Below are 21,856 nucleotides of genomic sequence, written 5' to 3' on the forward strand. Positions count from 1 at the left end.
GCGCCCTGTGGCTATGGGTCCCGGCCTTCGCCGGGACGACAATAACCTCACGCCTTCTCCAGCGCCGCCGTCAGATCCTCGATCAGATCATCCGCATGCTCGAGCCCGGCCGAGAAGCGGATAAAGCCTTCGCCGATCCCGAGCTCGGCGCGCACTTCCGGCTTCAGCCGCTGATGCGTCGTCGTCGCCGGATGGGTGACGAGGCTCTTGGCGTCGCCGAGATTGTTCGAGATCTTTGCAAGCTTGAGTTCGTTGAGCACGCGGAAGGCAGCCGCCTTGCCGCCCTTGACCTCGAAGCCGACCAGCGTCGAACCGCCGCGCATCTGCTTTTTCACCAGCGCCGCCTGCGGATGATCGGCGCGGCCGGGATAGACCAGCCGTGCAATCTTGGGATGGCTCGCCAGCACGTCGGCGATACGCGCCGCAGTGTCGGTCTGCGCGCGCACGCGCACGCCGAGCGTCTCCAGGCCCTTGAGCAGGACCCAGGCGTTGAACGGCGAGATCGACGGGCCGGTCTGGCGCATGAAATTGTGGATGTGCTCGGCGATGAAGGCTTCCGAGGACAGGATGATGCCGCCGAGACAACGGCCCTGGCCGTCGATGTGCTTGGTCGCGGAGTAGACGACGACATCGGCGCCGAGCGCGAGCGGGCTCTGCCAGATCGGCGTGGCGAACACGTTGTCGACGACGAGCCGCGCGCCGCCGCTGTGCGCGATCTCGGCAATCGCGGGAATGTCGAGCACGTCGAGCGTCGGATTGGTCGGGCTCTCCAGGAAGAACGTCTTGGTGTTCGGCTTCAGCGCACGCTGCCACTGGTCGAGATCGGCTCCGTCGACCAGCGTGGTCTCGATGCCGTAGCGCGGCAGCAGGTCCTGAATGACGTAGAGGCACGAGCCGAACAGCGCGCGCGACGCGACGACGTGATCGCCGGCCTTGAGCGGCGCCAGGATCGCAGTCGTCACCGCCGCCATGCCTGTTGCCGCCGAACGCGCGGCCTCTGCGCCCTCGAGCTCGATCATGCGGCGCTCGAACATCGCGATCGTCGGGTTCGAGTAGCGCGAGTAGATGAAGCCGGGGTCCTCGCCCTTGAACCGCGCCTCGCACTCCTCGGCGCTGTTGTAGACATAGCCCTGGGTCAGGAACAGCGCCTCCGACGTCTCGCCATATTGCGAGCGCAGAGTGCCGGAATGGACCAGGCGGGTTTCTGGACGGTATTGCGTGGTGGACGCCGGGGACTTCGACATAGGCTCTCCTCTGCGTGACCATCGAAAATGGTCACAAAAAAACCGGCCTGGATAATTTCCACGGGCCGGGATCACAGAGGTCCCCGGCCTGTTTAGCGACTTATTTAACGTGGCTGCAAGCCGGCCGGCTCAAATCACCACGGGATAAGTGATGCTCATATTCCGCAATGCCCTTTTCGTCAAGGCGTCCATCGGATAGCCGTAAAAGGCTAGTATTTCCCGCATGTCCGGATGTATTTGACCCCCGATGAGGACCCCCGGTTGACGTTCACGGTTGCCGCCGACGCCAATGGTATCCTGCCCGACCGCATGATCGCGGCGATGGCGGACGCGGGCCTCATCCTGCCTGCCTACGATTTCGTCGAAAGCCAGATCCAGCCGGCGAGCCTCGATTTGCGCCTCGGTGACGTCGCCTATCGCGTGCGTGCGAGCTTCCTGCCCGGCCCCGGTGCCACCGTCGCCGAGCGCATCGACCAGTTGAAGCTGCACGAGTTCAGCCTCGCCGACGGCGCGGTGCTCGAGACCAACTGCGTCTACATCGTGCCGCTGCTGGAGAGCCTGGCGCTGCCGCCGGAGATCGTCGCGGCCGCGAACCCCAAAAGCTCGACCGGCCGGCTCGACGTCTTCACCCGTGTGATCGCCGATGGCACGCGTCGTTTCGACATGATCGGCGCCGGCTATCACGGCCCGCTCTACGCAGAGATCAGCCCGAAGACGTTTCCGGTGCTGGTCAGCGAAGGTTCGCGGCTGTCGCAGGTACGCTTCCGCACCGGTGATGCGATCCTCAGTGCCGACGCGCTTGATGCGCTGCATGCGTCCGAGCGTCTCGTCGACATCGACGATGCGGATCTGGCCGGCGGCGTCGCCGTCTCCGTCGATCTCTCCGGCGAGAAGGGCACGGGCTTCGTCGGCTACCGCGCCAAGCGTCACACCGGTGTGGTCGATGTCGATCGTCGCTCCGGCTACGCGGTGGAAGATTTCTGGGAGCCGATCTCGGCGCGTCCCGACGGCAGCCTGATCCTCGATCCCGGCGAGTTCTATATCCTCGCCTCGAAAGAGGCCGTGCAGGTGCCGCCCGATTACGCCGCGGAGATGGTGCCGTTCGATCCGCTGGTCGGCGAGTTCCGCGTGCACTATGCCGGATTCTTCGATCCCGGATTCGGCTATGCCGGCGCCGGCGGCCAAGGCGCGCGCGCCGTGCTGGAGGTGCGCTCGCGCGAAGTGCCATTCATCCTCGAGCACGGCCAGATCGTCGGCCGCCTCGTCTACGAAAAGATGCTGGCGCGCCCCGACGCCATGTACGGCCAGCGCATCGGCTCGAACTACCAGGCGCAGGGCCTGAAGCTGAGCAAGCATTTTCGGGTGTAGTGCAAGCTCCGTCCTCCGCCGTCGTCCCGGCGAAGGCCGGGACCCATAACCACAGGGAGTAGTTTGGCGAAGGCTCGTGGTTGCGAGCTTCCCGCAAAACTACTCCCTGTGGTTATGGGTCCCGGGTCTGCGCTTTCGCTTGCCCGGGACGACGGGGTAGAGTGTTGCGGCACCAACGATAACAACAAGCCGGGAGCAAACATGACCGCATCTGACGCCGCGCAGGACGCGCAATGGAAACGCTGGCGGGCGGTCGCCGATCTCTATCATGCCTACTTCACCGGGCTCATCCTCACCGTGGTCACGCGCCGCGGCACCGCGGATGCGGCCGAATTCGTCTTCCGCGTGTTCCGCCGTCAGCAGCAGGAGCGCTTCCTGCCGGGACTCGAAAAGCTTGGACTCAGCCGTCTGCCGCCGGCGGTCGCGGCTGCGCAATATCACTACCTCTCTAACTGGATCGGCGGCGTCCACGTCGAATACATGTATGAGAGCGACACCAAGGCCTGGATCCGTTATCCGCCGCCGCGCTGGATCTGGAAGGGCACCGCGATCTGTGGCGTGCCCGGCGAGGTCAGCCGCGCGATGTTGCGCGGCTGGCACGCCAACAACGGCGTCGCGCTCGGCGATCTCCGCCTGGGCTTCGTCTGCACCAAGCAGAGCGTCGACGGCCAGGATGGGCTCGAAGGTTACTACCATCAATACGATCATCCGCTCGAGCTCGACCAGCGCCTGGTCTTCGCACGGCACCTCGAAGCGCCGCTGTTCGACGCGAAGACGGCGCCAGCTCTGCCAGTGTCGAGCTGGCCGAAGCCGCGGCTCGAAAAGGCCTATCGTAACTACGCGATGGAATATGTGCGCACCGCAGCACCCGTGATGGTTCAGCTGTTCGGGCCGGAAGATGCCGGCTATCTGCTGCATCTCACCGGCAAGCTGATCGGCATGCAGTACTTCGATGAAGTCGCAGCAGCGCTGTCGATGAGCCGTGGCGGCGCCAACGAGTTCGCATCATTCCTCAAGGCACTGTTCGCCGCGCAGGACGACGCGGCCGAGGCAACGAGCTCTGAAGGCACGTTCGAGATCCGCCAGCAGAGTTGGAAGCTCATGGACGATGTCCCTGACTATCACCGCGCTTGCGCGAAAGTGCTGGAGGGCCTGTTCGAGGGGCTAGCCGCTGGATGTGGGCGACACATCGGCGTTCACCTGCGCCCGACCGCAGGCGGTCGTCCTCCGCTGGTCTGGACGATCGGGTAATTCCACCACTTGAAATGCGCTGTCGCAGGGCACGCCTGCGCCGGGCGCAGGAGGAATCGGCAATTGCCGTGCTAACAAACGGCTCGCCGCGCCCTATGCGCGAAGAAATCGATTGGCACACCTAGATATTGCTGCGCCGCATTTGGCGCCCGTGCCCGGGAGAGGAAATGTCCGACATCGCCGAAATCCCGGCCGTTGAAGAGGAGCGTCTGCTGCCGCCGCCCCCGCGTCCGGTGCGGAGCGCGCTGACTGACGGGCCGATCCTGCGCACGCTGCTCAGCCTCGCCTGGCCGAACGTGGTCGCGCTGTCGGCGGGCACCTGCGTGGTGATCGCGGAGACCTCCTATATCGGACGGCTCGGGGTGGAAGCGCTGGCTGCGATGGCGCTGGTGTTTCCGACCGTGATCCTGACCATGACGATGTCCGGCGGCGCCATGGGCGGCGCGGTCGCTTCAGCCATCGCACGTGCGCTTGGCGCCGGCGATCGCGATCGCGCGGGCACGCTCGCCGCGCATGCGCTGCTGATCGGCATCACCTTCGGCGTCGTCTTCATGCTGGGTATGCTGATCTTCGGGCCCCAGGTGCTCACGATGCTCGGCGGCCGCGGCACTGTGCTGACGCATGCGATCGCCTATACGCAGGTGTTTTTCGGCGGCGCGGTACTGCCATGGCTGCTCAACACCATGGCCGGCGTTTTGCGCGGCACCGGCAACATGAAGCTGCCGTCGCTTCTCATTCTCAACTCCGCGGTCTGGCAGATCGTGCTCGGTGGCACGCTGGGCCTCGGGCTCGGACCCATGCCGCAACTCGGCATGCGCGGCGTCGCCGCCGGCGCGCTGATCGCCTACTCCATGAACATTTGCGTGATGGGCTGGTATCTGTTTTCGGGCCGCGCGCGCGTCGTTCCAAAACTGCGGGGCTTGCGCATCCAATGGGCGATGTTCTTCGACATCCTGAAGGTCGGCGCGATCGCCTGCTTCTCGCCGCTGCAATCGGTGCTGACGATTTCGATCTTCACCCACCTGCTGGCGAAGTTCGGCACCGCGATCCTCGCCGGCTATGGCATCGGCGCGCGGCTCGAATTCCTGCTGACCTCGATCGCATTCTCGTTCGGCATCGCCTCGGTGCCGATGATCGGCATGGCAGTCGGTGCCGGTCGTATCGGGCGCGCCCGGCGCATCGCCTGGATCGCAGGCGCGAGTGCCTTCGTCGCTGTCGGTGCGCCAGCCTGCCTCGTGGCGCTGTTCCCCGACCTCTGGGTCAACATTTTTACGGACAGCGCCACGGTGCGCGCGACCAGCCACCAATATCTGTCGACGGTGGCGCCGTTCTACGCCTTCATCGGCCTCGCCTCGACGATGTATTTCTCGTCGCAGGGGGCGGCCAAGGTGATCGGCCCGGTGCTGGCGCAGACCGCGCGACTGATCTACATCGCGACCTGCGGCTGGTGGCTGTCGACGCACGATGCGACGGCGCAAAACTTCTTCTGGCTCGCCGCGAGCTCGATGGTCGTGCTCGGCCTGCTCTCATGCTCCAGCGTGGTGCTGACCCGCTGGGGGCCGCGCGAGAACAAGGTCGCTATCCGTCCTGCGCTGATGAGCTAGTCACGCTAGTGATGCTTGCGATGTCGGTGGCCGCCGCCGCCGAAATTCGCCATGCTCATCAGTTGCGGGATCATCGCCATCATCTGGCTGCCACCGGCTCCGCCGAGCATGTTCATCATGTCGCCGCCGCCCATGCCGCCCATGCCCATGCTGCCAAAACCGGCCGGCATCATGCCGCCACCCATCCCGCCCATCATGCCGCCGAGGCCGCCGCCGCCACTGCCGTCCATCATAGGGCCCATGGTCTGCATCAGCGCGGCGAAGCGGCGCTTACCCATCTTTGCCTTCATCATCTCCAGCATCGGGGCCATCTGGGTCATCATGTCCGCGCCGCCGGCACCTCCGCCGCCGCCGAGGAACTGCGCCTTGGCCGGTACGCTCGAAATCGAAAACAGCAGCAGCACGGCGGCTGCCTGGCAGATCAGCTTGTTCGCACCTCTCATGGCATGCTCCTCGCGTGCGTGGCGTCGCCGGGAGAGCGAGGCCAACCGGACGCACGCGGCCATGGTTACGGCTGAGGAAGCGATCGCTCTGTGAGGAAGATCACGTAGTAGCAGCGGGAAATGCCTTGTGCATCGTGGCTAAGGCCTCCTTGGTCTGCCCCTGGACGTAAGGCGCAAGCTCGTTCGGCAGCATATCAATGATCCAGACCAGGCGGCATCTCGCCTCGCCGTCGGCGATCACCTGCACTGAGGCGCTGTAGTGCTTCAGCCGCTCATTGTTGATCGCGTAGACGAGGCGCTGCCGCGCATCGTCGCAATCGACCAGCACCTCGCGCGCCACCGAGCCGTTCGCGAACGTGACGATGCGTGCATCACCGTCGAGCGTGCAGGCGGTGACGAAGCCCGGCACCAGCCGCCGAGGCAGCGCGCCGAAATCACGCACCGCATCCCAGACGTCGCGGGCGGGGACGGGAAGGGGGATGTCATTGTGGATGGAGGCCATGGGGAAGCTGTCCTTGATTGTGTAAGGTCGTCACCACAAGCAGCGTCATTGCGAGCGCAGCGAAGCAATCCAGAGATGTCTCTGCGGAAGCAGTCTGGATTGCTTCGCTGCGCTCGCAATGACGCGTGGAGAAATCTCACGTGCAAACCGCCTCGACATTGTTGCCGTCGGGATCGATCAGAAACGCCGCGTAATATGTCGGGCTGTAATCCTTGCGCGGACCCGCCCCGCCATTGTCGCGGCCGCCGCTCCTCAGGCCTTCGCTGTGAAACGCCTTCACCGCGTCGTGGTCCTTGGCGCGAAACGCGATATGCGCGCCGTCGGCCTTGCGTCCCTTGTTCAGATGCAGCCAGAGCGCCGGCTCGCCCTTCGGCCCGAAGCCGGCATAGCCGTCGCCGCTCGAGCACAGGACGTAACCGAGCGGGGCCAGCGCCGCGGTGTAGAAACGCGTGGCGGCGTCGAGGTCGGCAACCCGCAGTCCGATATGGTCGTACATGGTCATCTCCATTGCAAAGCGCGCCGCGTGGTGGCGCGCGCCGGAGACGACCCTAGTCAGTTGAGGGCAAGCTGCACTTGGAGAATCTTGCGCTTCCCCTTTGACGCCTGCCGGAATTTCGTCGGCGACATGCCGGCGGCGCGGTGGAAGGTGCGGACGAAGTTGGAGAGGTCGCCGAAGCCGACGTCATAGGCGATGTCGGTGACGGCGATGTCGTCGTCAGCGAGCAGGCGCGCCGCGTGCCGCAGCCGCGAGCGCACCAGATATTGATGCGGGGTGACGCCGAGCACGTTGGAAAACAGCCGCAGGAAATGGAACGGGCTCAAATCCGCCAGGCGCGCGGCTTGTTCGAGGTCGATCTCGGCATGCGAGTTGTCGTCGATCCACAACGCGGCCTCGACCGCGCGGCGGCGGTCGCGTGCCGTCGGTGCCACCTGCTTGCGCGGCTTGCCCGAGACCACATCGACAAAGCGGCTCGCAAGAATCTGGCCGACCTCGTCGAGGCCCAGATCGCTGTTGCCATCTGCCGCCGTCTGGGCGAGCTCGCCCAGCACCATCAACTGGGGCAGTGGCGGCGTGGCGCCGACCTGCCACGTCTCGCGCCGCCCGCCGAGCGCCTCGACCAGGTCCTCGCTGAAGAAGAACGACAGGCAGACGTCGCCGCAGACATGTTCATGCGTGCAGGTGTATTCGTCGCCGGGCGCGCCGACCAGCAGCGAGCCCGCGACAAGCTCGAAGAAGCCGGCGCGGCAATGGCAGCCAAAGCTTCCCGAACGGACATAGGCGATGGAATGACCGGTGCGGCACTCGGCAAACGGCTTGTCGCCCGGTCCCGCATCGCAGCGAAACTCGGAGACCGTCATCGATTGTGACGTCAGCAGCCTGGTCGCATCCATTTCACCTATCTAGGTGGGGGAGCGTGGCGGGGCAACGGGCAGCAGCACCTCGAACAGCGTCTTGCTGGCGATCGGATGGGCGCCCTCGAGCGCGAGCAACCGCCGCTTGGAAATCACCCCGCCGTAAGGCGAGATCCGGTCGGCGTAGCCGCCGGCCTCCAGCACCCGGTGGCAAGGCACGATGATCATGTAGGGATTCCGGCAGATCGCCTGCGCCACCGAATGCGCGGCGCCGGAAGCACCCAGCGCCTTGGCGATCTCGTGATAGGTGCGCGTCTCCCCGCGCGGGATGGTGCAGGCATATTCGTAGACCCGCCGGTTGAAGGCGGGCACGTCGCCGGCGTCCAGGCTGACGTCGGAAAAGTCGGGATCGCCGCCTTGCAGCAGGGTGACGATGCCCTCGATCGCCAGCTCTGTATTGAGCGGTACCGCCTGCTCGCGCGCCTCGGGATGGACCTGAAATATCCGGCGGCGGGTGTCGATCTCCCGCGCCTCCGGCAATTGCACGGCCACCACGCCGGAATTGCTCCAGACGATGCCGCAACGGCCTATGGCCGTGTCGAATATCGCGTAAGCACGCCCCACCATGCACACGCCCCACTCAGTGCACGCTTCTCCCCAGACATGACGATCATAACACCGCCACAATTCGGCGCACCTGGAATCTTACCGAGACGTTAACAACCGTCCGGCCTGACGCGCCAAAGCGCTTGGCGCCGGACACCGTCTCGGCTAATCAGGACGGGCGTGGAACACGCGCATTAGGCGGGCGTAGTTCAATGGTAGAACGGCAGCTTCCCAAGCTGCATACGAGGGTTCGATTCCCTTCGCCCGCTCCAAATCCCTAAATCGCATAGAATTCCCTGAGGGCATGGACATGCTCGAGACCGTCGCTATGGCCTGTGATCACGGGGGCTTTGGCCTCAAGGAAGCGCTGAAGGTCGCGCTGCCCGATGTGAAGTGGCTGGACCTCGGCACGGATAGCGCCGAGTCCGTCGACTACCCCGATTTCGCCGGCAAGCTGGCCGATGCGATCAGGGACGGCAAGGCCGCGCGCGGCATTCTGATCTGCGGGTCGGGCATCGGCATTTCGATCGCCGCCAACCGCCATGCGCACATCCGTTGCGCACTCGTCCACGATGTCACGGGCGCGCGGCTGTGCCGCCAGCACAATGACGCAAACGTTCTGGCGCTGGGCGGACGGATGATCGGCGAAGCCGTCGCAAAGGAATGCGTCGAAGCGTTCCTGAGCACGGCCTTCGACGGCGGTCGCCATCAAAAGCGCATCGACAAGCTGGGATAGCGGCTGTCCTTAGTTGGGTAAGCTCTGCAAGAAGTCGAGGAGCGCCGCGTTCACCTCTGCCGGCCGCTCCTGCTGCGTCCAGTGTCCGCAGCCCGGCAGCATCTTGATCTCGCGCAGTTGCGGCACCCATTGCTTCATGTTGGCGATGTGCTCGGCCGCGCCGGGGAAGGCGATGACCATGTCGTGGTCGCCGGCGATGAACAGCGTGGGCACGATCACCTTCACGCCCTCGAACGCGCCCATCAACTCCCAATTGCGGTCGATGTTGCGGTAGTAGTTGAGCGGTCCGCGGAATCCGCTGCGGGCAAATTCGCCGCCGTAATAATCGAGGTCGGCGGCGCTGAGCCATGACGGCAGCGGCACCTGCATTTTTGGCAGCAAGCCGTCCTTGCGCGAAACCATGCCGACGCCTTTTGACGGCTGTCCGCTCGCAGCGGCCATGGCGCGAATGGCGGTGACGCCCTCGCCGGAGCCGCCGAACAGCATCGCGGCGAGTGTTTTGCGCGGGTCCGCCTCGAACTCCGCTTCGGCGACGCCAGGCTCCTGAAAGTACAGTTGATAGAACTGGGCTTCCTCAGTCTGCGGCATCACGCTGGTCGGGCGCGCCGGACTGCGCGGGCGATAAGGCACACTGAGAATGGCAGCGGCGCGAAAGCGGTCGGGGCGCAGCCGCGCCGCATGCCAGGCGATCCCCGCACCCCAGTCATGGCCGACGATGATGGCGCTCTTTGCCTCGAACACGTCGAGCACGCCGACGAGATCGCCGGCCATATGGAAGATCGTGTACTGGTCGATCGCCTCGGGCTTGTCGCTCTTGCCGTAGCCGCGCATGTCGGGCGCAACCGCGTGGTAGCCGGCCGCGGCCAGCGCTTCGAGCTGGTGACGCCACGAATACCAGCTCTCCGGAAAGCCGTGGCAGAACAGCACCAGCGGGCCCTCGCCCTGTTCGGCGACGTTGAGGTTGATGCCGTTGGCCTTGATGATCCGTTGCGTCGGTCCGCTCATGTCATCGCCTCCCTGATGCATTGTCGTTTGGCGCATCCTAAACGTTGCTGCCCGGCGAGCAAAGATTCCAATATATTAGCCCCTCGATCCCGGCACGCACCGCCCCTCCGGCCTAAGCTCCTTCCGTCCGGCGGATGCGGTCCATGCGCCGGGCAATGTTCGGATCAGAGGACATGGACCAGCAAAAACTCGACAGGGCGATCGGTCGCCGATTGAAGATTCTGAGGACGCAGGCCGGCATGACCTTGAACGAACTCGCGAGCCGCTCCGGCGTCAGCCGGGCCATGATCGGGCGGGTGGAGCGGGCCCAGAGCAGTGCCACCGCGGCGCTGCTCAACAAGCTCTGTGCGGCGCTCGACGTCTCGCTCAGCGACGTCGTCGCACTCTCGGAGAAACCGCCGGAGCGGCTGACGCGGCTGGCCGACCAGCCGCAATGGCGTGACCCCGACAGCGGCTACCGGCGGCGTCATGCCTCGCCGGCCGATGCGGCAAGCGGCATCGAGATCATCGTCGTCGACCTGCCGGCCGGTGCGCGCGTGGCCTACAGCCCCTGGGGCCGCAACGCTTTCACCCAGCAGTTGCTGATGCTGGAGGGCGCGGTCTGCGTGCATATCGACGCCAAGGCGGTGCGGCTGCGAGACGGCGACTGTCTCGACTTCGACGTCATGCGCTCCGTGACCTTCGAGAACGAAACCAAACAGGATGCCCGCTACGTCATCATCACGCGGCGCGGCACGTCTTACGGGAAGATGTGATGTCGCTGATCGTACGGGACGCTACGCTCGAGGATGCCGGGGATATCCTCGCCATCTACAATTTTGCCGCGATCAACACCACGGCGGTCTGGACCGACGGGCCGGCCGATCTCGACTCGCGGCGCGACTGGATCCACGCACGGCAGCAGGCTGGCTATCCGGTGCTGGTCGCGATGAAGGGCAAGGACGTCGTCGGTTTCGCCTCGTTCGGCGATTTCCGTCCCTTTCCCGGCTATCGCCACACCGTGGAGAATTCGGTCTATGTCGACGAGCGGCATCATCGCGCAGGCATCGGCCGCAGCCTGGTGGCTGCGCTGATCGAGCGCGCCGTGGCGCTCAACAAGCACGCCATGATCGCTGGGATCGAGGCCCTCAATGCCGGCTCGATCGGCTTGCATGCCTCGCTCGGCTTCACCGAGGTCGCCCGCATGCCGGAGGTCGGCTGCAAGTTCGGCCGCTGGCTCGATCTCGTCTTCATGCAGAAGCTGCTTGCGAGCGATGTGAAGCCATGACGATGCAGATCCGCACCGGCGACACCTTCGATCCGCGCGTTGTCGCGCTGCTCGACCATCACGTCACGGCGGCGCGGGCGCAGACCGCACCGGGCAGCGCGCATGCGCTCGATCTCGCGGGGCTTCGCGCCAGTGATGTCGCGTTCTGGACCGGCTGGGACGGCGAGACGCTGGTCGCGACCGGCGCGCTGAAGACGCTTTCCGCCGGCCACGGCGAGGTGAAATCGATGCACACGCTCCAGACGACGCGCCGCCGCGGCTTTGGCGGTCTGATGCTCCGCCACATCATCGCCGAGGCGCGCAAGCGCGACATCAAGCGGTTGAGCCTCGAGACCGGCTCGTGGGACTATTTCAAGCCGGCGCACGCGCTCTATCAGGCGCACGGCTTCGTGCCTTGCGCGCCGTTCGAGGGTTATGTCGAGGATCCCAACAGTCTGTTCCTGACACTCGATCTGAGCGGCCGTTAAGACGCGGCGCAACCGGGGCTCGAAAAGATCGTCTTGCCCCTCAAAATGAGTTGCGTACCTCAAAATACCTCTGCTAGCCTTCAGGCATGGCCGAAGAGACCATCTCCGCCGCGCTGACGCTGAAGGACATCGCCCGCGAGGCGGGTGTCAGTTTGGCGACGGTCGATCGCGTCCTGCACAATCGCCCCGGTGTCCGGCCGGATACGGTCCGGCGCGTCCAGGAGACGATCGCGCGCAACGCCTTCCAGCCGCATGTGGCCGCAGCCGAACTTGCCCGCGGCCGCGCCCGCCGGTTTGCCTTCGTCATGCCGACGGGGGCGAACCCGTTCATGCAGCAGATCGAGGCCTATCTCGGCGAGATGTCGGCCTGGCTTTCGGCCCGCCGTCTCAGCGTCGAGTTGATCAATACGGATGTGTTCGATCCGTCCGTGCTCGCAGTCTCGCTCGAAACGCTCTCGGGCGATTACGACGGCGTTGCCGTGGTGGCGCTGGATCATCCCGGCGTTCGCGCTGCGATCAACGATCTCGTCGATGGCGGCACCAAGGTGGTGACGCTGGTCTCGGACGTGCCGTCGTCGCGCCGCCACCATTATGTCGGCATCGACAACATCGCCGCGGGCCGCACCGCCGGCGCGCTGGTCGGGCGGCTGGTCGGCCAGAAGTCCGGCAAGATCGCCATCATCGCGGGATCGCAGGGCCTGCGCGACCATGCCGAGCGCATTTTTGGCTTCAATCAGGTGATGGCGTCGGAATTTTCGCACCTCGACATACTGCCTCTACTCGAGGGGCGCGACGAGGACGACCGCTCCGAGCAGCTGATATCGCGGCTGCTCGACAAGCATCCTGACATCATCGGCCTCTACAATGTCGGCGCCGGCACGCAAGGCGTGGCCAAGGCCCTGACCGAGGCCGGCCGCGAGAAGCAGATCGTGTTCATCGCGCACGATCTCACCGCGATGACGCGAAGACTGCTGCTGCAGGGCACGCTGGATGTCGCGATCTCGCAGAACCCGGGGCACGAGGCGCGCGCCGCCGTGCGCGTGCTGCTGTCGCTTGCGCGTAACGAGCCGATCTTGAGCGAACAGGAGAATATCCGCATCGACATCTTGATGAGGGACAATCTGCCGTAGCCGCAAGGCGCGCGGTGCTTTGTGTTTTGAAGTGAGTGATTGCGGAAAGCGCGACGTCAGTTCGTGCACCGCGGCAGCGTGAACCGGAAAAGTGGTTTCCGAACAGATCACGCTCAAACGAAGAGGGAGGGACGAGTTTGTATCTCGGATTGGACATCGGCACGTCCGGTGTGAAGGCGGTGCTCGTGAACGAAACCGGCGCGGTCGTCGCGACGGCGTCGCGCGAGCTTGCGCTGTCGCATCCCGCGCCGCTGTGGTCCGAGCAGGACCCCGATTCCTGGGTCGATGCGGCGATCGGCGCGGTCGACGATCTCGCGCAGCATCACTCCAGTGAGGTCGCGCAAGTGCGCGGCATCGGGCTGTCAGGCCAGATGCATGGCGCGACGCTGCTCGGCGCCGACGGACGCACGCTGCGGCCTGCGATCCTCTGGAACGATGGCCGCTCGTACGCCGAATGCATCGAGCTTGAGCGCCGCTGTCCCTCGCTGCACGCCATCGCCGGCAATCTGGCGATGCCCGGCTTCACCGCGCCAAAGCTGCTCTGGGTGGCGCGGCACGAGCCCGATATTTTCAAACGCGTCGCAAAGGTGCTGCTGCCAAAAGCCTATGTCCGCTATCGGCTCACCGGCGAGATGGTCGAGGACATGTCGGACGCTGCCGGCACGTTGTGGCTCGATGTCGGCCGGCGCAGCTGGTCGGCGGAGCTGCTGCATGCCACCGGGCTCGACCTGCACCACATGCCGCGCCTCGTCGAAGGCAGCGAGGTGAGCGCAGTGCTGGCGGACGAATTCGCACAGCGCTGGGGCATGGCGAAGGACGTCGTGATCGCCGGCGGCGCTGGTGACAATGCCGCGAGCGCGATCGGGCTTGGGGCGATCGCGCCCGGCGATGCGTTTCTGTCACTGGGTACCTCAGGTGTGGTGTTCCGCGTCACCGATCGCTTTGCGCCGGCGCCGGCCTCGGCGGTGCACGCGTTCTGCCACGCGCTGCCGGGTCTTTGGCACCAGATGGGCGTGATGCTGTCGGCGGCCGCCTCGCTCGCCTGGCTTGCCGGCGTGATGGAGACTCCTGCAGCGGCCCTGCTGGCGCCGCTCGGCGAGCGCGTCGACGGGCCGAGCCCGGTCAAATTCCTGCCCTATCTCGACGGCGAGCGCACCCCGCACAACGATGCCGCCGCGAGCGGCGCCTTCGTCGGCCTGCGCGGTGTGACCGGCCGCAGCCAGATCGTCCAGGCCGTGCTCGAAGGCGTCGCCTTCGCCGCACGCGATAATCTGGCGGCGCTGAGCGCGGCGGGCGGAGCGATCACTGAAGTCGATCTCGTCGGCGGCGGCTCGCGCTCGCCGCTGTGGGCGCAGATCTGCGCCGACGTGCTCGGCATTGCGGTGCACCGCGTCGAGGAGGGCGAGGTCGGCGCAGCGCTCGGCGCCGCCCGGCTCGGCCGGCTGGCTGCGACCGGTGACGATCCCGCGCAAATCTGCACCCGCCCGCGACGGCTCGCCAGTTTCGTGCCCCGTGCCTCCGCAGCGTCCGCCTATGACGAGGCCTATCGCCGCTGGCGCGAGCTTTACCCTGCCTTGAAGGAGAGTCTTTAAGTGAACGCGTCAGCCAAATTCTTCGATGCCAGCGCACCCGTCGCCTTTGCCGGCAAGGATGCAGGAAATGCACTCGCGTTCCGCTGGTACGACAAGGATCGCATGGTTCACGGCCGCAGGCTGGAGGACCATTTGCGCTTTGCAGTCTGCTACTGGCATTCGTTCTGCTGGCCAGGCGCCGATCCCTTCGGCGGCGAGACGTTTCTGCGGCCCTGGCATCACGGCTCCGATCCGATGGCAATGGCGCGTGCCAAGGCCGATGTCGCCTTCGAGCTGTTCCGCCTGCTGGATGTGCCCTTCTTCACCTTCCACGATGTCGACGCGGCGCCCGAAGGCGCCTCGCTCGCCGAATCCGTCGCCAACCTCAACGGCATCGCCGATCTCTTCGAAGCGAAGATGGCCACGGCAAAAGTCCGCCTGCTCTGGGGCACGGCAAACCTGTTCACGCATCGCCGCTATATGGCGGGTGCCGCGACCAATCCGGATCCGGAGATCTTCACCTATGCTGCCGGTCAGGTCCGCGCCGCGCTGGAGGTGACGCATCGGCTCGGCGGCCAGAACTATGTGCTGTGGGGCGGCCGCGAGGGCTACGAGACGCTGCTCAACACCGATCTCAAGCGCGAGCTCGACCAGCTCGGCCGCTTCGTCTCGCTCGTGGTCGAGCACAAGCACAAAATCGGCTTCAAGGGCCCGATGCTGATCGAGCCGAAGCCGAAGGAGCCGACCAAGCATCAATATGATTTCGACGTCGCTACCTGCTACGGCTTCCTCGCGCGCTACGACCTGCTCAAGGACGTCAAGCTCAACATCGAGCAGAACCACGCCATCCTCGCCGGACACTCCTTCCATCACGAGGTCGCGCTGGCCGAGGCGCTCGGCGTGTTCGGCTCGCTCGACATCAACCGCGGCGACGATCTGCTCGGCTGGGATACCGACCAGTTCGCGATGAACGTGGGCGAGCTGGCGCTGGTGTTCCATGAGATCCTGAACCGCGGCGGCTTCACCTCGGGCGGGCTGAATTTCGACGCCAAGATCCGCCGTCAGTCGATCGACCCCGATGATCTCATTCATGCTCATGTCGGCTCGATGGACGCCTGCGCGCGGGCGTTTCTCGCTGCTGCGGACATGCTCGATGCCGGTGCGCTCACGGCGCCGCTCGCCGACCGCTATGGTGGATGGGCAGGCGCCGAGGGCCGTGCCATTCTCGGCGGCCAGCGCTCGCTCGCCGATCTCTCCGATCGCGCGCTGGGGCCGGGCTTCGACCCGCAGCCGCGCTCGGGACGGCAGGAATATCTGGAATCGCTGGTCAACCGTTACGTCTGAGGTCGCTGATGGCAAGTGCTGACACAACACCGGTGCTCGAACTCTCCGGCATCGGCAAAGAGTTCGGCGCCATCCGCGCGCTGCATAGCGTCGATATGCATGTCCGCCCGGGCGAGGTGGTCGGCCTGATGGGCGACAACGGCGCCGGCAAGTCGACGCTGGTCAAGATCATCGCCGGCAATTTCCGTCCAACCCATGGCGAGATACGCTTTGGCGGCAACGCGGTCCATTTCAGCCGGCCGATCGATGCCCGTGCGGTCGGGATCGAGGTCGTCTATCAGGACCTTGCGCTGGCCGACAATCTGACCGCCGCCGCCAATGTGTTCCTTGGCCGCGAGCTGAAGCGCAAGTTCGGTCCCCTCGCTTTGCTCGACCACAAGGCGATGGCATCGCGCGCGCTCGATTTGTTCGGCGAATTGCGCTCGGAGACGCGCCCCGGCGATCTCGTCAAGCAGATGTCGGGCGGCCAGCGCCAGGCGGTCGCGATCGCGCGGACGCGGCTCTCAAACGCGAGGCTGGTCATGATGGACGAGCCGACGGCCGCGATCTCGGTCCGCCAGGTCGAGCAGGTCCTGGGCCTGATTCACCGGCTGAAGGAGCAGGGCGTCGCCGTGATGCTGATCTCGCACCGCATGCCCGACGTCTTCGCGGTGTGCGACCGTGTGATCGTGATGCGCCGCGGCGAGAAGCGGGCCGACAAGCCGATCCACGAGACGTCCCCCGAGGAAGTCACCGCCCTCATCACCGGCGCGAAGGAGGCGGCGTAATGGCCATGCCCCTGGAATCTCCTGTCACGTTCTCCAACGTCGGCAAGACCAAATGGTGGCGGCGCGGCATCTTTGCTTCGCAGACCGGCTACGTGCTGGCGGCGCTCCTGGTGCTGATGCTCGTGATGCATTTTGCCAGCCCCTATTTCTTCACCGAAGGCAACATGCAGAACGTGGCGAAGAACTTTTCCTTCATCGCCATTGCGACGCTCGGAATCACTTTCGTCATCATCACCGGCGGCATCGATCTCTCCGTCGGCTCGATGATGTGTTTTTCTGCGATGATCACCTCCATGGTCATGGTCGAGCTGTCGGCGCCGGGATCGGCGTTCGTCCATTTGGCCGCCGACGGCAAGACTGTCGTCGCCAATGTGCCCGGATTGATCCTTGTGATCTCGGTGCTTGCGGGGCTGTGCGCCGCGTTGATCGTCGGGCTCGTCAACGGCTTCTGCATTGCGGTGCTCGGGCTGTCGCCCTTCGTCACCACGCTCGGCATGCTCTCGATCGTGCGTGGGCTCGCCTATGTCGTCTCGAACGGCCGCGGCAGCTTTCCGGGCGGGCCCGATGCCGATTATTTCTACGCGCTGACCTCGGGTGATGTGCTCGGCCTGCCCGCTCCTTTCATCTATCTGATGATACTCGCCGCCGTGATGGCGGTCGTGCTGCATCACACCAGTTTCGGCCGCCACGTCTTCGCGCTCGGCGGCAATGAGAAGGCAGCGGAGCTCACGGGCATCCCGGTCGTGCGGGTGAAGATCGAGGTCTACGTGATCTGCGCTCTCGCCGCGGGTCTCCAGGGCATCATCATCTCCGGCTGGCTCGGCTCGGCCCCGGCCAACATGGCGACCTCCTACGAGCTCAACGTGATTGCGGCCGCCGTGATCGGTGGCGCCAATCTGGCCGGCGGTATCGGCGGTCCGCTCGGTGCCATCGTCGGCTGTGTGTTGCTCGAAGTGATCCGCAACGGCCTCGTGCTCGCGCAGGTCAATTCCTACTGGCAGCAGACGCTGGTCGGCGTGATCATCATCCTTGCCGTGCTGGTCGACCGTATCCGCTCGCGCATGACTTAACCAGTTACTCCGGAAGGACAACGAAACATCGTCTATCCGCCTGCCGGGGCATCACATCACAAATGGATAGGCAACAAAGTGTGGAGGGAAGAAATGAAGAAGCTTCTGTTGGCCGGCGTGACCATCGCGATGATGGCGACCCCGGCATTTGCCCAGACCTACAAGTTCGCCGTCGTGCCCAAGGCGATGAACAATCCGTTCTTCGACGTGGCGCGCGACGGCTGCATGAAGCGAGCCAAGGAACTCGGCAATGTCGAGTGCATCTACAAGGGGCCGATCGAGCACGAGCCGGCGACGCAGGCGCAGATCATCCAGGACTTCATCACCCAGAAGGTGGATGGGCTCGCAATCTCGGTTGCCGACGTCGCGGCGATGACCAAGTCGATCGACGCAGCGGCTGCAGCCGGCATTCCCGTCATCACGTTTGACGCGGATGCGCCGGGTTCCAAGCGGCAGGCCTATATCGGCACCAACAACAAGGACTTCGGCGTCGCGCTTGGCAAGCAGCTGCTCCAGCTTCGGCCCGAGGGCGGCAAATATGCCATGGTCTCCGGTGGCCCGGGTGCCAAGAACCTTGCCGAGCGCGTCGATGGCGTTCGCGAAGCGCTCAAGGGCTCGAAATGGGTCGAGGTCCAGGGTTCGCCGACCTTCTGCAACGACGATTTCACGCTCGCGATCCAGCAGATGTCGGACCTGCGCACCGCAACGCCCGACCTTGCCGCGATCATCCCGGTCGGTGGCTGGCCGATGTTCGCGCCGGAAGGTTTCAAGGCTTTCGTCAACAAGAACAAGAAGGATATCGACGCCGGCAAGTTCACGCTCGTCGTCGCCGATACGCTGAAGATGCAGCTCGAACTGCTGCGCGACGGCTACTCCAACGCGCTCACCGGCCAGCGTCCGTTCGAAATGGGCGAGAAGTCGATGGACACCCTGCTGGCGATCAAGAAGGGCCAGAAGGTTCCGGAAGTGATCTATACCGGCCTCGACCTGGTGACGAAGGATAACGTCGCTCAACTGTTGAAGTAGGAATGTTACCAGCCCAACGTTCCTGCGCTGACCACCCTCTCCCCTTGTGGGAGAGGGTGGCTTCGCGTAGCGAAGCCGGGTGAGGGGTTCTCTCCGCGAATCCAGCTCGTATGATATGCGCGGAGAGAACCCCTCATCCGCCTTGCCTTCGGCAAGGCACCTTCTCCCACAAGGGGAGAAGGAAGGGAGCTCGCAAGGTGAATAAGATGAAAAAGGCGCGGCTAGCTAACAATCTCGACGTCACCGCAATCGGCCTCGGCTCGGCGCCACTCGGCGGCCTGTTTTCGGCCGTCAGCGATGCAGACGCGGAAGCCACCGTCGCGAAGGCCTGGTCGCTTGGCGTCCGCTTCTACGACACCGCGCCGCTCTACGGCTTTGGCCTCGCCGAGCGCCGCTTGGGCGCTTTCCTGCGCCAGCAGAAACGGGACTCCTTTGCCATCTCGACCAAGGTCGGTCGGCTGCTGCGTCCGGATGCAAGTTCGCCTGAGGATGATCACTACAAGGGCGCGCCGGCGCTGCGGCCGCAATTCGATTTCAGCTATGATGGCGTGATGCGATCGGTCGAGGAAAGTCTCGACCGCCTCGGGCTCGATCGCGTCGACGTGCTGCTCGTGCACGATCCCGACGATCACTATGACGCGGCCATCAATGGTGCCTTCCGCGCGTTGATGCGCCTGCGCGACGACGGTACGGTCAAGGCGATCGGTTCCGGCATGAATCAGTCGGAGATGCTCACGCGTTTCGCCGAAGCCGTGCCGGTCGACTGCTTCCTGCTCGCCGGCCGCTACACGCTGCTCGACCAGGGCGCGCTGGATGCACTGTTTCCGGTCTGCGCGGCCAAGAACATCGGCATCCTGCTCGGCGGCATCTACAACAGCGGCATTCTGGCCAATCCGCACACCGGCGCGAAGTTCAACTATCAGGACGCCGACGCGGCGCTCGTGGCGCGCGCGCTCGCGCTTGACGAACTCTGCCGCAAGCACGGCACCGAGCTGAAGGCCGCTGCGCTTCAGTTCTGTATGGCCAATCCGGCCGTGACGGTCGCCGTGATGGGCGCGCGCAACGCTGCAGAGGTCGCCGACAACATCGCAATGTCGGAGCGCGCGGTGCCGCAAGCCTTCTGGCAGGAGCTGCGTGCGAAAAACCTCGTCGACGCGCGATCGCCGCTGCCGGGCGGAGCATGACGCATGCTCATCGACGCCCACCAGCATTTCTGGGATCCCGCGCGCGCCGACTATCCCTGGATGGAGGCGCCTGAGCTCACGCCGATCCGCCGCGCCTTCGGCCCCGCCGATCTTGCTCCGCTCTTGAAGGCGAACGGCATTGACGCAAGCATCGTGGTGCAATGCCGCTCGTCGCTCGCGGAGACCGAGGAATTCTTGCGGACCGCGCATGCCACGCCCTCCGTCATCGGTGTGGTCGGCTGGGCCGATCTGACCGATGCCGCGCTCGGCGATACGCTTGATCGGCTACGCGGCTTGCCGGGCGGCGCAAAGCTGGTCGGTATCCGCCACCAGGTCCACGACGAGGCCGATCCCGACTGGCTGTTGCGCGCGGACGTCCAGCGGGGACTGGCGGCCGTGTTCGCCCGCGATCTCACTTACGATCTTCTGGTCCGTACCCGCGAGCTCCCCGCCGCGATCGCAACCGCAAAAGCCTTTCCGCAGGCACGCTTCGTGCTCGACCACGCCGCAAAGCCGCCGATCGCCGATGGCGGCAGTGCCGAATGGTCCGACCGCATCGCGTCGCTTGCGGCCTGCAGCAATGTCTGGTGCAAGGTCTCGGGTCTCGCGACGGAAGCCAAATGGACCGACTGGGACGCCGAGCGGCTGTTTCCGTTCGTCCAGCATGTCGCGAATTGCTTTGGCGAGGACCGCCTGATCTTCGGCTCGGACTGGCCGGTGTGCCTGCTGGCGGGCAGCTACGGCGAGATCAAGAGCGCGCTGGAGGCGTGCCTGGCGAAGCTGGGTGCAAGCGTGCGCGAGAAGGCGTTTGGGGTGAACGCGAAGCGGGCGTATCGGCTGCCAGTTAGCTGAGCCGCGAATTCGCTGCCCCTTCTCCCCCTGTGGGAGAAGGTGGCGCGAAGCGCCGGATGAGGGGTTGCCTCAGCAAACTCCAATGTAAGAGGTTCACTCGCAGAGAGAGACCCCTCACCCTAGTGCGTCCGTGTCTATGAGCGGAGCTGCCCTCTCCCACAAGGGGAGAGGGCGCAGCAATGAACATCGCTCACGCGCCAGCAGGCACCTGATCCAGAAATCCCGTGATGCTCTTGATCCGCCCGTCTTTCAGCACGGCGAAATCCGTGCCCTTGATCGGGCTGTCGACACCATCGGGACCAAGTCCCCACGAGAAGCGGACATGGTCGCCGTAGCCGTTGGGCTCGCCGATCAGGCTGAACTTGAAATCCGGAAAGCGCTGCTGCACGCCTGATATCAGGGCATCGATGCCGTCCCGGCCGTCCCCCTTCATCAGCGGATCGACATAGCTCGCATCCGCCGTCCAGTTCTCGCTGAGCAGCTCGCGGCGGCGATTTTGTGCGCGCTCGTTCCAGAGATCGATGTAGCTTTGGGCGATGGTGGCGTGGTCGGTCATGAGACTCTCCTTCGATAGCGCCGTGTGGTTCGGCTGACCTGACTATCGAAGCTTCGCACGCGAGGATCGATTACCTCGGAGATCATGCGGCCGCAAAAAAAAAGGAGCGCGATGATGGTCTCATCGCGCTCCTGTCGCATGTTGGTTCCGCGCGAATTTACTTCGCAGCGGTCACCATGATCTCGACCGTGTATTGCGGCGCGGCCAGCTTGGCTTCGACGGTGGCGCGGGCCGGGGTGTTGCCGGGCGACACCCAGCCGTCCCACACGGCGTTCATTTCCTGGAACGTCTTCATGTCGGTGATGTAGATCGTGGCCGACAGCAGCTTCGACTTGTCGGTGCCGGCCTTGGCGAGATGGCCGTCGATGGTCTTCAGGATGTCCTGGGTCTGCTTGGTCACGCTTTCGCCGGCCGCGTTGTTGGCGACGACACCGGCGAGATAGACGGTGTTGCCGTGCACGACGACCTGGCTCATGCGCGGGCCGGTTTCAAAACGCTGGATGCTCATTG

Annotated in this window: 24 protein-coding genes, 1 tRNA gene and 1 riboswitch; of the genes, 16 read left to right on the forward strand and 9 right to left on the reverse strand. The window is 65.0% G+C overall.

Annotation, left to right across the window (positions count from 1 at the left end; translation table 11 throughout):
- Positions 1–47: 47 nt before the first annotated feature.
- Positions 48–1,244, reverse strand: a complete 1,197-nt coding sequence (locus ACLFLU_RS03840; protein WP_426411024.1) for an O-succinylhomoserine sulfhydrylase — start codon at positions 1,242–1,244, stop codon at positions 48–50.
- A 71-nt stretch (positions 1,245–1,315) separates the two neighbouring features.
- Positions 1,316–1,395: riboswitch (SAM riboswitch) on the reverse strand.
- A gap of 80 nt (positions 1,396–1,475) precedes the next feature.
- On the opposite strand from ACLFLU_RS03840, the gene ACLFLU_RS03845 reads away from it, so the two are divergent.
- The 3 genes from ACLFLU_RS03845 to ACLFLU_RS03855 all read left to right on the forward strand — a co-directional run bounded on the left by ACLFLU_RS03845 (position 1,476) and on the right by ACLFLU_RS03855 (position 5,467).
- Entirely contained in the window at positions 1,476–2,612 is a 1,137-nt protein-coding gene (locus ACLFLU_RS03845; protein ID WP_426411025.1) for a 2'-deoxycytidine 5'-triphosphate deaminase, read from the forward strand.
- 201 nt (positions 2,613–2,813) lie between these two features.
- Complete coding sequence (locus tag ACLFLU_RS03850; protein WP_426411026.1) at positions 2,814–3,863, forward strand: hypothetical protein; 1,050 nt, start codon at positions 2,814–2,816, stop codon at positions 3,861–3,863.
- A 167-nt stretch (positions 3,864–4,030) separates the two neighbouring features.
- On the forward strand, positions 4,031–5,467 hold the full coding sequence (locus ACLFLU_RS03855) for an MATE family efflux transporter (protein ID WP_426411027.1): 1,437 nt from the start codon (positions 4,031–4,033) through the stop codon (positions 5,465–5,467).
- A gap of 5 nt (positions 5,468–5,472) precedes the next feature.
- On the opposite strand, the gene ACLFLU_RS03860 is transcribed toward ACLFLU_RS03855, so the two are convergent.
- From ACLFLU_RS03860 to ACLFLU_RS03880, 5 genes are all read right to left on the reverse strand, one after another.
- Positions 5,473–5,910: a hypothetical protein gene (locus ACLFLU_RS03860; RefSeq protein WP_426411028.1), complete on the reverse strand. Its 438-nt coding sequence runs from the start codon at positions 5,908–5,910 to the stop codon at positions 5,473–5,475.
- Positions 5,911–6,010: 100 nt separating this feature from the next.
- On the reverse strand, positions 6,011–6,412 hold the full coding sequence (locus ACLFLU_RS03865; RefSeq protein ID WP_426411029.1) for an SRPBCC family protein: 402 nt from the start codon (positions 6,410–6,412) through the stop codon (positions 6,011–6,013).
- 136 nt (positions 6,413–6,548) lie between these two features.
- Positions 6,549–6,908 carry a VOC family protein gene (locus ACLFLU_RS03870; RefSeq protein WP_426411030.1) on the reverse strand — a complete coding sequence of 120 codons (360 nt, stop codon included), beginning with the start codon at positions 6,906–6,908 and terminating at the stop codon, positions 6,549–6,551.
- Between the two features lie 56 nt (positions 6,909–6,964).
- Positions 6,965–7,804, reverse strand: a complete 840-nt coding sequence (locus ACLFLU_RS03875) for a helix-turn-helix transcriptional regulator (protein ID WP_426411031.1) — start codon at positions 7,802–7,804, stop codon at positions 6,965–6,967.
- 9 nt (positions 7,805–7,813) lie between these two features.
- On the reverse strand, positions 7,814–8,392 hold the full coding sequence (locus tag ACLFLU_RS03880; protein WP_426411032.1) for a methylated-DNA--[protein]-cysteine S-methyltransferase: 579 nt from the start codon (positions 8,390–8,392) through the stop codon (positions 7,814–7,816).
- Between the two features lie 177 nt (positions 8,393–8,569).
- Between ACLFLU_RS03880 and ACLFLU_RS03885 the strand changes: the two genes are divergently transcribed.
- Together ACLFLU_RS03885 and rpiB are read left to right on the forward strand one after the other, a co-directional pair.
- Positions 8,570–8,643: transfer RNA gene (locus tag ACLFLU_RS03885), tRNA-Gly, on the forward strand.
- Between the two features lie 38 nt (positions 8,644–8,681).
- On the forward strand, positions 8,682–9,107 hold the full coding sequence (rpiB, locus tag ACLFLU_RS03890) for a ribose 5-phosphate isomerase B (RefSeq protein WP_426411033.1): 426 nt from the start codon (positions 8,682–8,684) through the stop codon (positions 9,105–9,107).
- Positions 9,108–9,116: 9 nt separating this feature from the next.
- Here rpiB and ACLFLU_RS03895 read toward each other — a convergent pair whose 3' ends face one another.
- Entirely contained in the window at positions 9,117–10,112 is a 996-nt protein-coding gene (locus ACLFLU_RS03895) for an alpha/beta fold hydrolase (protein ID WP_426411034.1), read from the reverse strand.
- A gap of 173 nt (positions 10,113–10,285) precedes the next feature.
- Between ACLFLU_RS03895 and ACLFLU_RS03900 the strand changes: the two genes are divergently transcribed.
- The 11 genes from ACLFLU_RS03900 to ACLFLU_RS03950 all read left to right on the forward strand — a co-directional run bounded on the left by ACLFLU_RS03900 (position 10,286) and on the right by ACLFLU_RS03950 (position 20,790).
- On the forward strand, positions 10,286–10,867 hold the full coding sequence (locus tag ACLFLU_RS03900; RefSeq protein WP_187437087.1) for a helix-turn-helix domain-containing protein: 582 nt from the start codon (positions 10,286–10,288) through the stop codon (positions 10,865–10,867).
- Positions 10,867–11,379 carry an N-acetyltransferase family protein gene (locus ACLFLU_RS03905; RefSeq protein ID WP_426411035.1) on the forward strand — a complete coding sequence of 171 codons (513 nt, stop codon included), beginning with the start codon at positions 10,867–10,869 and terminating at the stop codon, positions 11,377–11,379. The genes ACLFLU_RS03900 and ACLFLU_RS03905 overlap by 1 nt, the downstream gene beginning before the upstream one ends.
- A gap of 2 nt (positions 11,380–11,381) precedes the next feature.
- Positions 11,382–11,846: a GNAT family N-acetyltransferase gene (locus tag ACLFLU_RS03910; RefSeq protein WP_426414212.1), complete on the forward strand. Its 465-nt coding sequence runs from the start codon at positions 11,382–11,384 to the stop codon at positions 11,844–11,846.
- Between the two features lie 86 nt (positions 11,847–11,932).
- Positions 11,933–12,976, forward strand: a complete 1,044-nt coding sequence (locus tag ACLFLU_RS03915; RefSeq protein WP_426411036.1) for a LacI family DNA-binding transcriptional regulator — start codon at positions 11,933–11,935, stop codon at positions 12,974–12,976.
- Between the two features lie 137 nt (positions 12,977–13,113).
- Entirely contained in the window at positions 13,114–14,568 is a 1,455-nt protein-coding gene (gene xylB / locus ACLFLU_RS03920; RefSeq protein ID WP_426411037.1) for a xylulokinase, read from the forward strand.
- On the forward strand, positions 14,569–15,891 hold the full coding sequence (xylA, locus tag ACLFLU_RS03925) for a xylose isomerase (RefSeq protein WP_426411038.1): 1,323 nt from the start codon (positions 14,569–14,571) through the stop codon (positions 15,889–15,891).
- An 8-nt stretch (positions 15,892–15,899) separates the two neighbouring features.
- Positions 15,900–16,658 carry an ATP-binding cassette domain-containing protein gene (locus ACLFLU_RS03930; RefSeq protein ID WP_426411039.1) on the forward strand — a complete coding sequence of 253 codons (759 nt, stop codon included), beginning with the start codon at positions 15,900–15,902 and terminating at the stop codon, positions 16,656–16,658.
- A complete protein-coding gene (locus ACLFLU_RS03935; RefSeq protein ID WP_426411040.1) occupies positions 16,658–17,728 on the forward strand; it encodes an ABC transporter permease in 1,071 nt (356 codons plus the stop codon). Before ACLFLU_RS03930 ends, ACLFLU_RS03935 begins: the two co-directional genes overlap by 1 nt.
- A gap of 93 nt (positions 17,729–17,821) precedes the next feature.
- The gene (locus ACLFLU_RS03940) at positions 17,822–18,754 is read left to right on the forward strand and encodes a sugar-binding protein (protein WP_426411041.1); all 933 of its coding nucleotides are present in this window, start codon (positions 17,822–17,824) and stop codon (positions 18,752–18,754) included.
- A 206-nt stretch (positions 18,755–18,960) separates the two neighbouring features.
- Positions 18,961–19,938 carry an aldo/keto reductase gene (locus ACLFLU_RS03945; RefSeq protein ID WP_426414213.1) on the forward strand — a complete coding sequence of 326 codons (978 nt, stop codon included), beginning with the start codon at positions 18,961–18,963 and terminating at the stop codon, positions 19,936–19,938.
- 3 nt (positions 19,939–19,941) lie between these two features.
- Positions 19,942–20,790, forward strand: a complete 849-nt coding sequence (locus ACLFLU_RS03950) for an amidohydrolase family protein (RefSeq protein WP_426411042.1) — start codon at positions 19,942–19,944, stop codon at positions 20,788–20,790.
- A 190-nt stretch (positions 20,791–20,980) separates the two neighbouring features.
- Here the strand turns inward: ACLFLU_RS03950 and ACLFLU_RS03955 are convergent, their stop codons facing one another.
- Together ACLFLU_RS03955 and ACLFLU_RS03960 are read right to left on the reverse strand one after the other, a co-directional pair.
- On the reverse strand, positions 20,981–21,346 hold the full coding sequence (locus tag ACLFLU_RS03955) for a nuclear transport factor 2 family protein (RefSeq protein WP_426411043.1): 366 nt from the start codon (positions 21,344–21,346) through the stop codon (positions 20,981–20,983).
- Between the two features lie 157 nt (positions 21,347–21,503).
- A complete protein-coding gene (locus tag ACLFLU_RS03960; protein ID WP_148774597.1) occupies positions 21,504–21,854 on the reverse strand; it encodes a RidA family protein in 351 nt (116 codons plus the stop codon).
- Positions 21,855–21,856 lie beyond the last annotated feature (2 nt).

The organism is Bradyrhizobium ganzhouense (genome assembly GCF_049949285.1).
Lineage (GTDB): Bacteria > Pseudomonadota > Alphaproteobacteria > Rhizobiales > Xanthobacteraceae > Bradyrhizobium > Bradyrhizobium ganzhouense.

Bases quoted from the DNA above. Each gene is read 5' to 3' on its own strand.
- ACLFLU_RS03840 (WP_426411024.1), bottom strand. From the start codon at position 1,244: ATGTCGAAGTCCCCGGCGTCCACCACGCAATACCGTCCAGAAACCCGC.
- ACLFLU_RS03845 (WP_426411025.1), top strand. From the start codon at position 1,476: ATGTATTTGACCCCCGATGAGGACCCCCGGTTGACGTTCACGGTTGCC.
- ACLFLU_RS03850 (WP_426411026.1), top strand. From the start codon at position 2,814: ATGACCGCATCTGACGCCGCGCAGGACGCGCAATGGAAACGCTGGCGG.
- ACLFLU_RS03855 (WP_426411027.1), top strand. From the start codon at position 4,031: ATGTCCGACATCGCCGAAATCCCGGCCGTTGAAGAGGAGCGTCTGCTG.
- ACLFLU_RS03860 (WP_426411028.1), bottom strand. From the start codon at position 5,910: ATGAGAGGTGCGAACAAGCTGATCTGCCAGGCAGCCGCCGTGCTGCTG.
- ACLFLU_RS03865 (WP_426411029.1), bottom strand. From the start codon at position 6,412: ATGGCCTCCATCCACAATGACATCCCCCTTCCCGTCCCCGCCCGCGAC.
- ACLFLU_RS03870 (WP_426411030.1), bottom strand. From the start codon at position 6,908: ATGTACGACCATATCGGACTGCGGGTTGCCGACCTCGACGCCGCCACG.
- ACLFLU_RS03875 (WP_426411031.1), bottom strand. From the start codon at position 7,804: ATGGATGCGACCAGGCTGCTGACGTCACAATCGATGACGGTCTCCGAG.
- ACLFLU_RS03880 (WP_426411032.1), bottom strand. From the start codon at position 8,392: ATGGTGGGGCGTGCTTACGCGATATTCGACACGGCCATAGGCCGTTGC.
- rpiB (WP_426411033.1), top strand. From the start codon at position 8,682: ATGCTCGAGACCGTCGCTATGGCCTGTGATCACGGGGGCTTTGGCCTC.
- ACLFLU_RS03895 (WP_426411034.1), bottom strand. From the start codon at position 10,112: ATGAGCGGACCGACGCAACGGATCATCAAGGCCAACGGCATCAACCTC.
- ACLFLU_RS03900 (WP_187437087.1), top strand. From the start codon at position 10,286: ATGGACCAGCAAAAACTCGACAGGGCGATCGGTCGCCGATTGAAGATT.
- ACLFLU_RS03905 (WP_426411035.1), top strand. From the start codon at position 10,867: ATGTCGCTGATCGTACGGGACGCTACGCTCGAGGATGCCGGGGATATC.
- ACLFLU_RS03910 (WP_426414212.1), top strand. From the start codon at position 11,382: ATGCAGATCCGCACCGGCGACACCTTCGATCCGCGCGTTGTCGCGCTG.
- ACLFLU_RS03915 (WP_426411036.1), top strand. From the start codon at position 11,933: ATGGCCGAAGAGACCATCTCCGCCGCGCTGACGCTGAAGGACATCGCC.
- ACLFLU_RS03930 (WP_426411039.1), top strand. From the start codon at position 15,900: ATGGCAAGTGCTGACACAACACCGGTGCTCGAACTCTCCGGCATCGGC.
- ACLFLU_RS03935 (WP_426411040.1), top strand. From the start codon at position 16,658: ATGGCCATGCCCCTGGAATCTCCTGTCACGTTCTCCAACGTCGGCAAG.
- ACLFLU_RS03940 (WP_426411041.1), top strand. From the start codon at position 17,822: ATGAAGAAGCTTCTGTTGGCCGGCGTGACCATCGCGATGATGGCGACC.
- ACLFLU_RS03945 (WP_426414213.1), top strand. From the start codon at position 18,961: ATGAAAAAGGCGCGGCTAGCTAACAATCTCGACGTCACCGCAATCGGC.
- ACLFLU_RS03950 (WP_426411042.1), top strand. From the start codon at position 19,942: ATGCTCATCGACGCCCACCAGCATTTCTGGGATCCCGCGCGCGCCGAC.
- ACLFLU_RS03955 (WP_426411043.1), bottom strand. From the start codon at position 21,346: ATGACCGACCACGCCACCATCGCCCAAAGCTACATCGATCTCTGGAAC.
- ACLFLU_RS03960 (WP_148774597.1), bottom strand. From the start codon at position 21,854: ATGAGCATCCAGCGTTTTGAAACCGGCCCGCGCATGAGCCAGGTCGTC.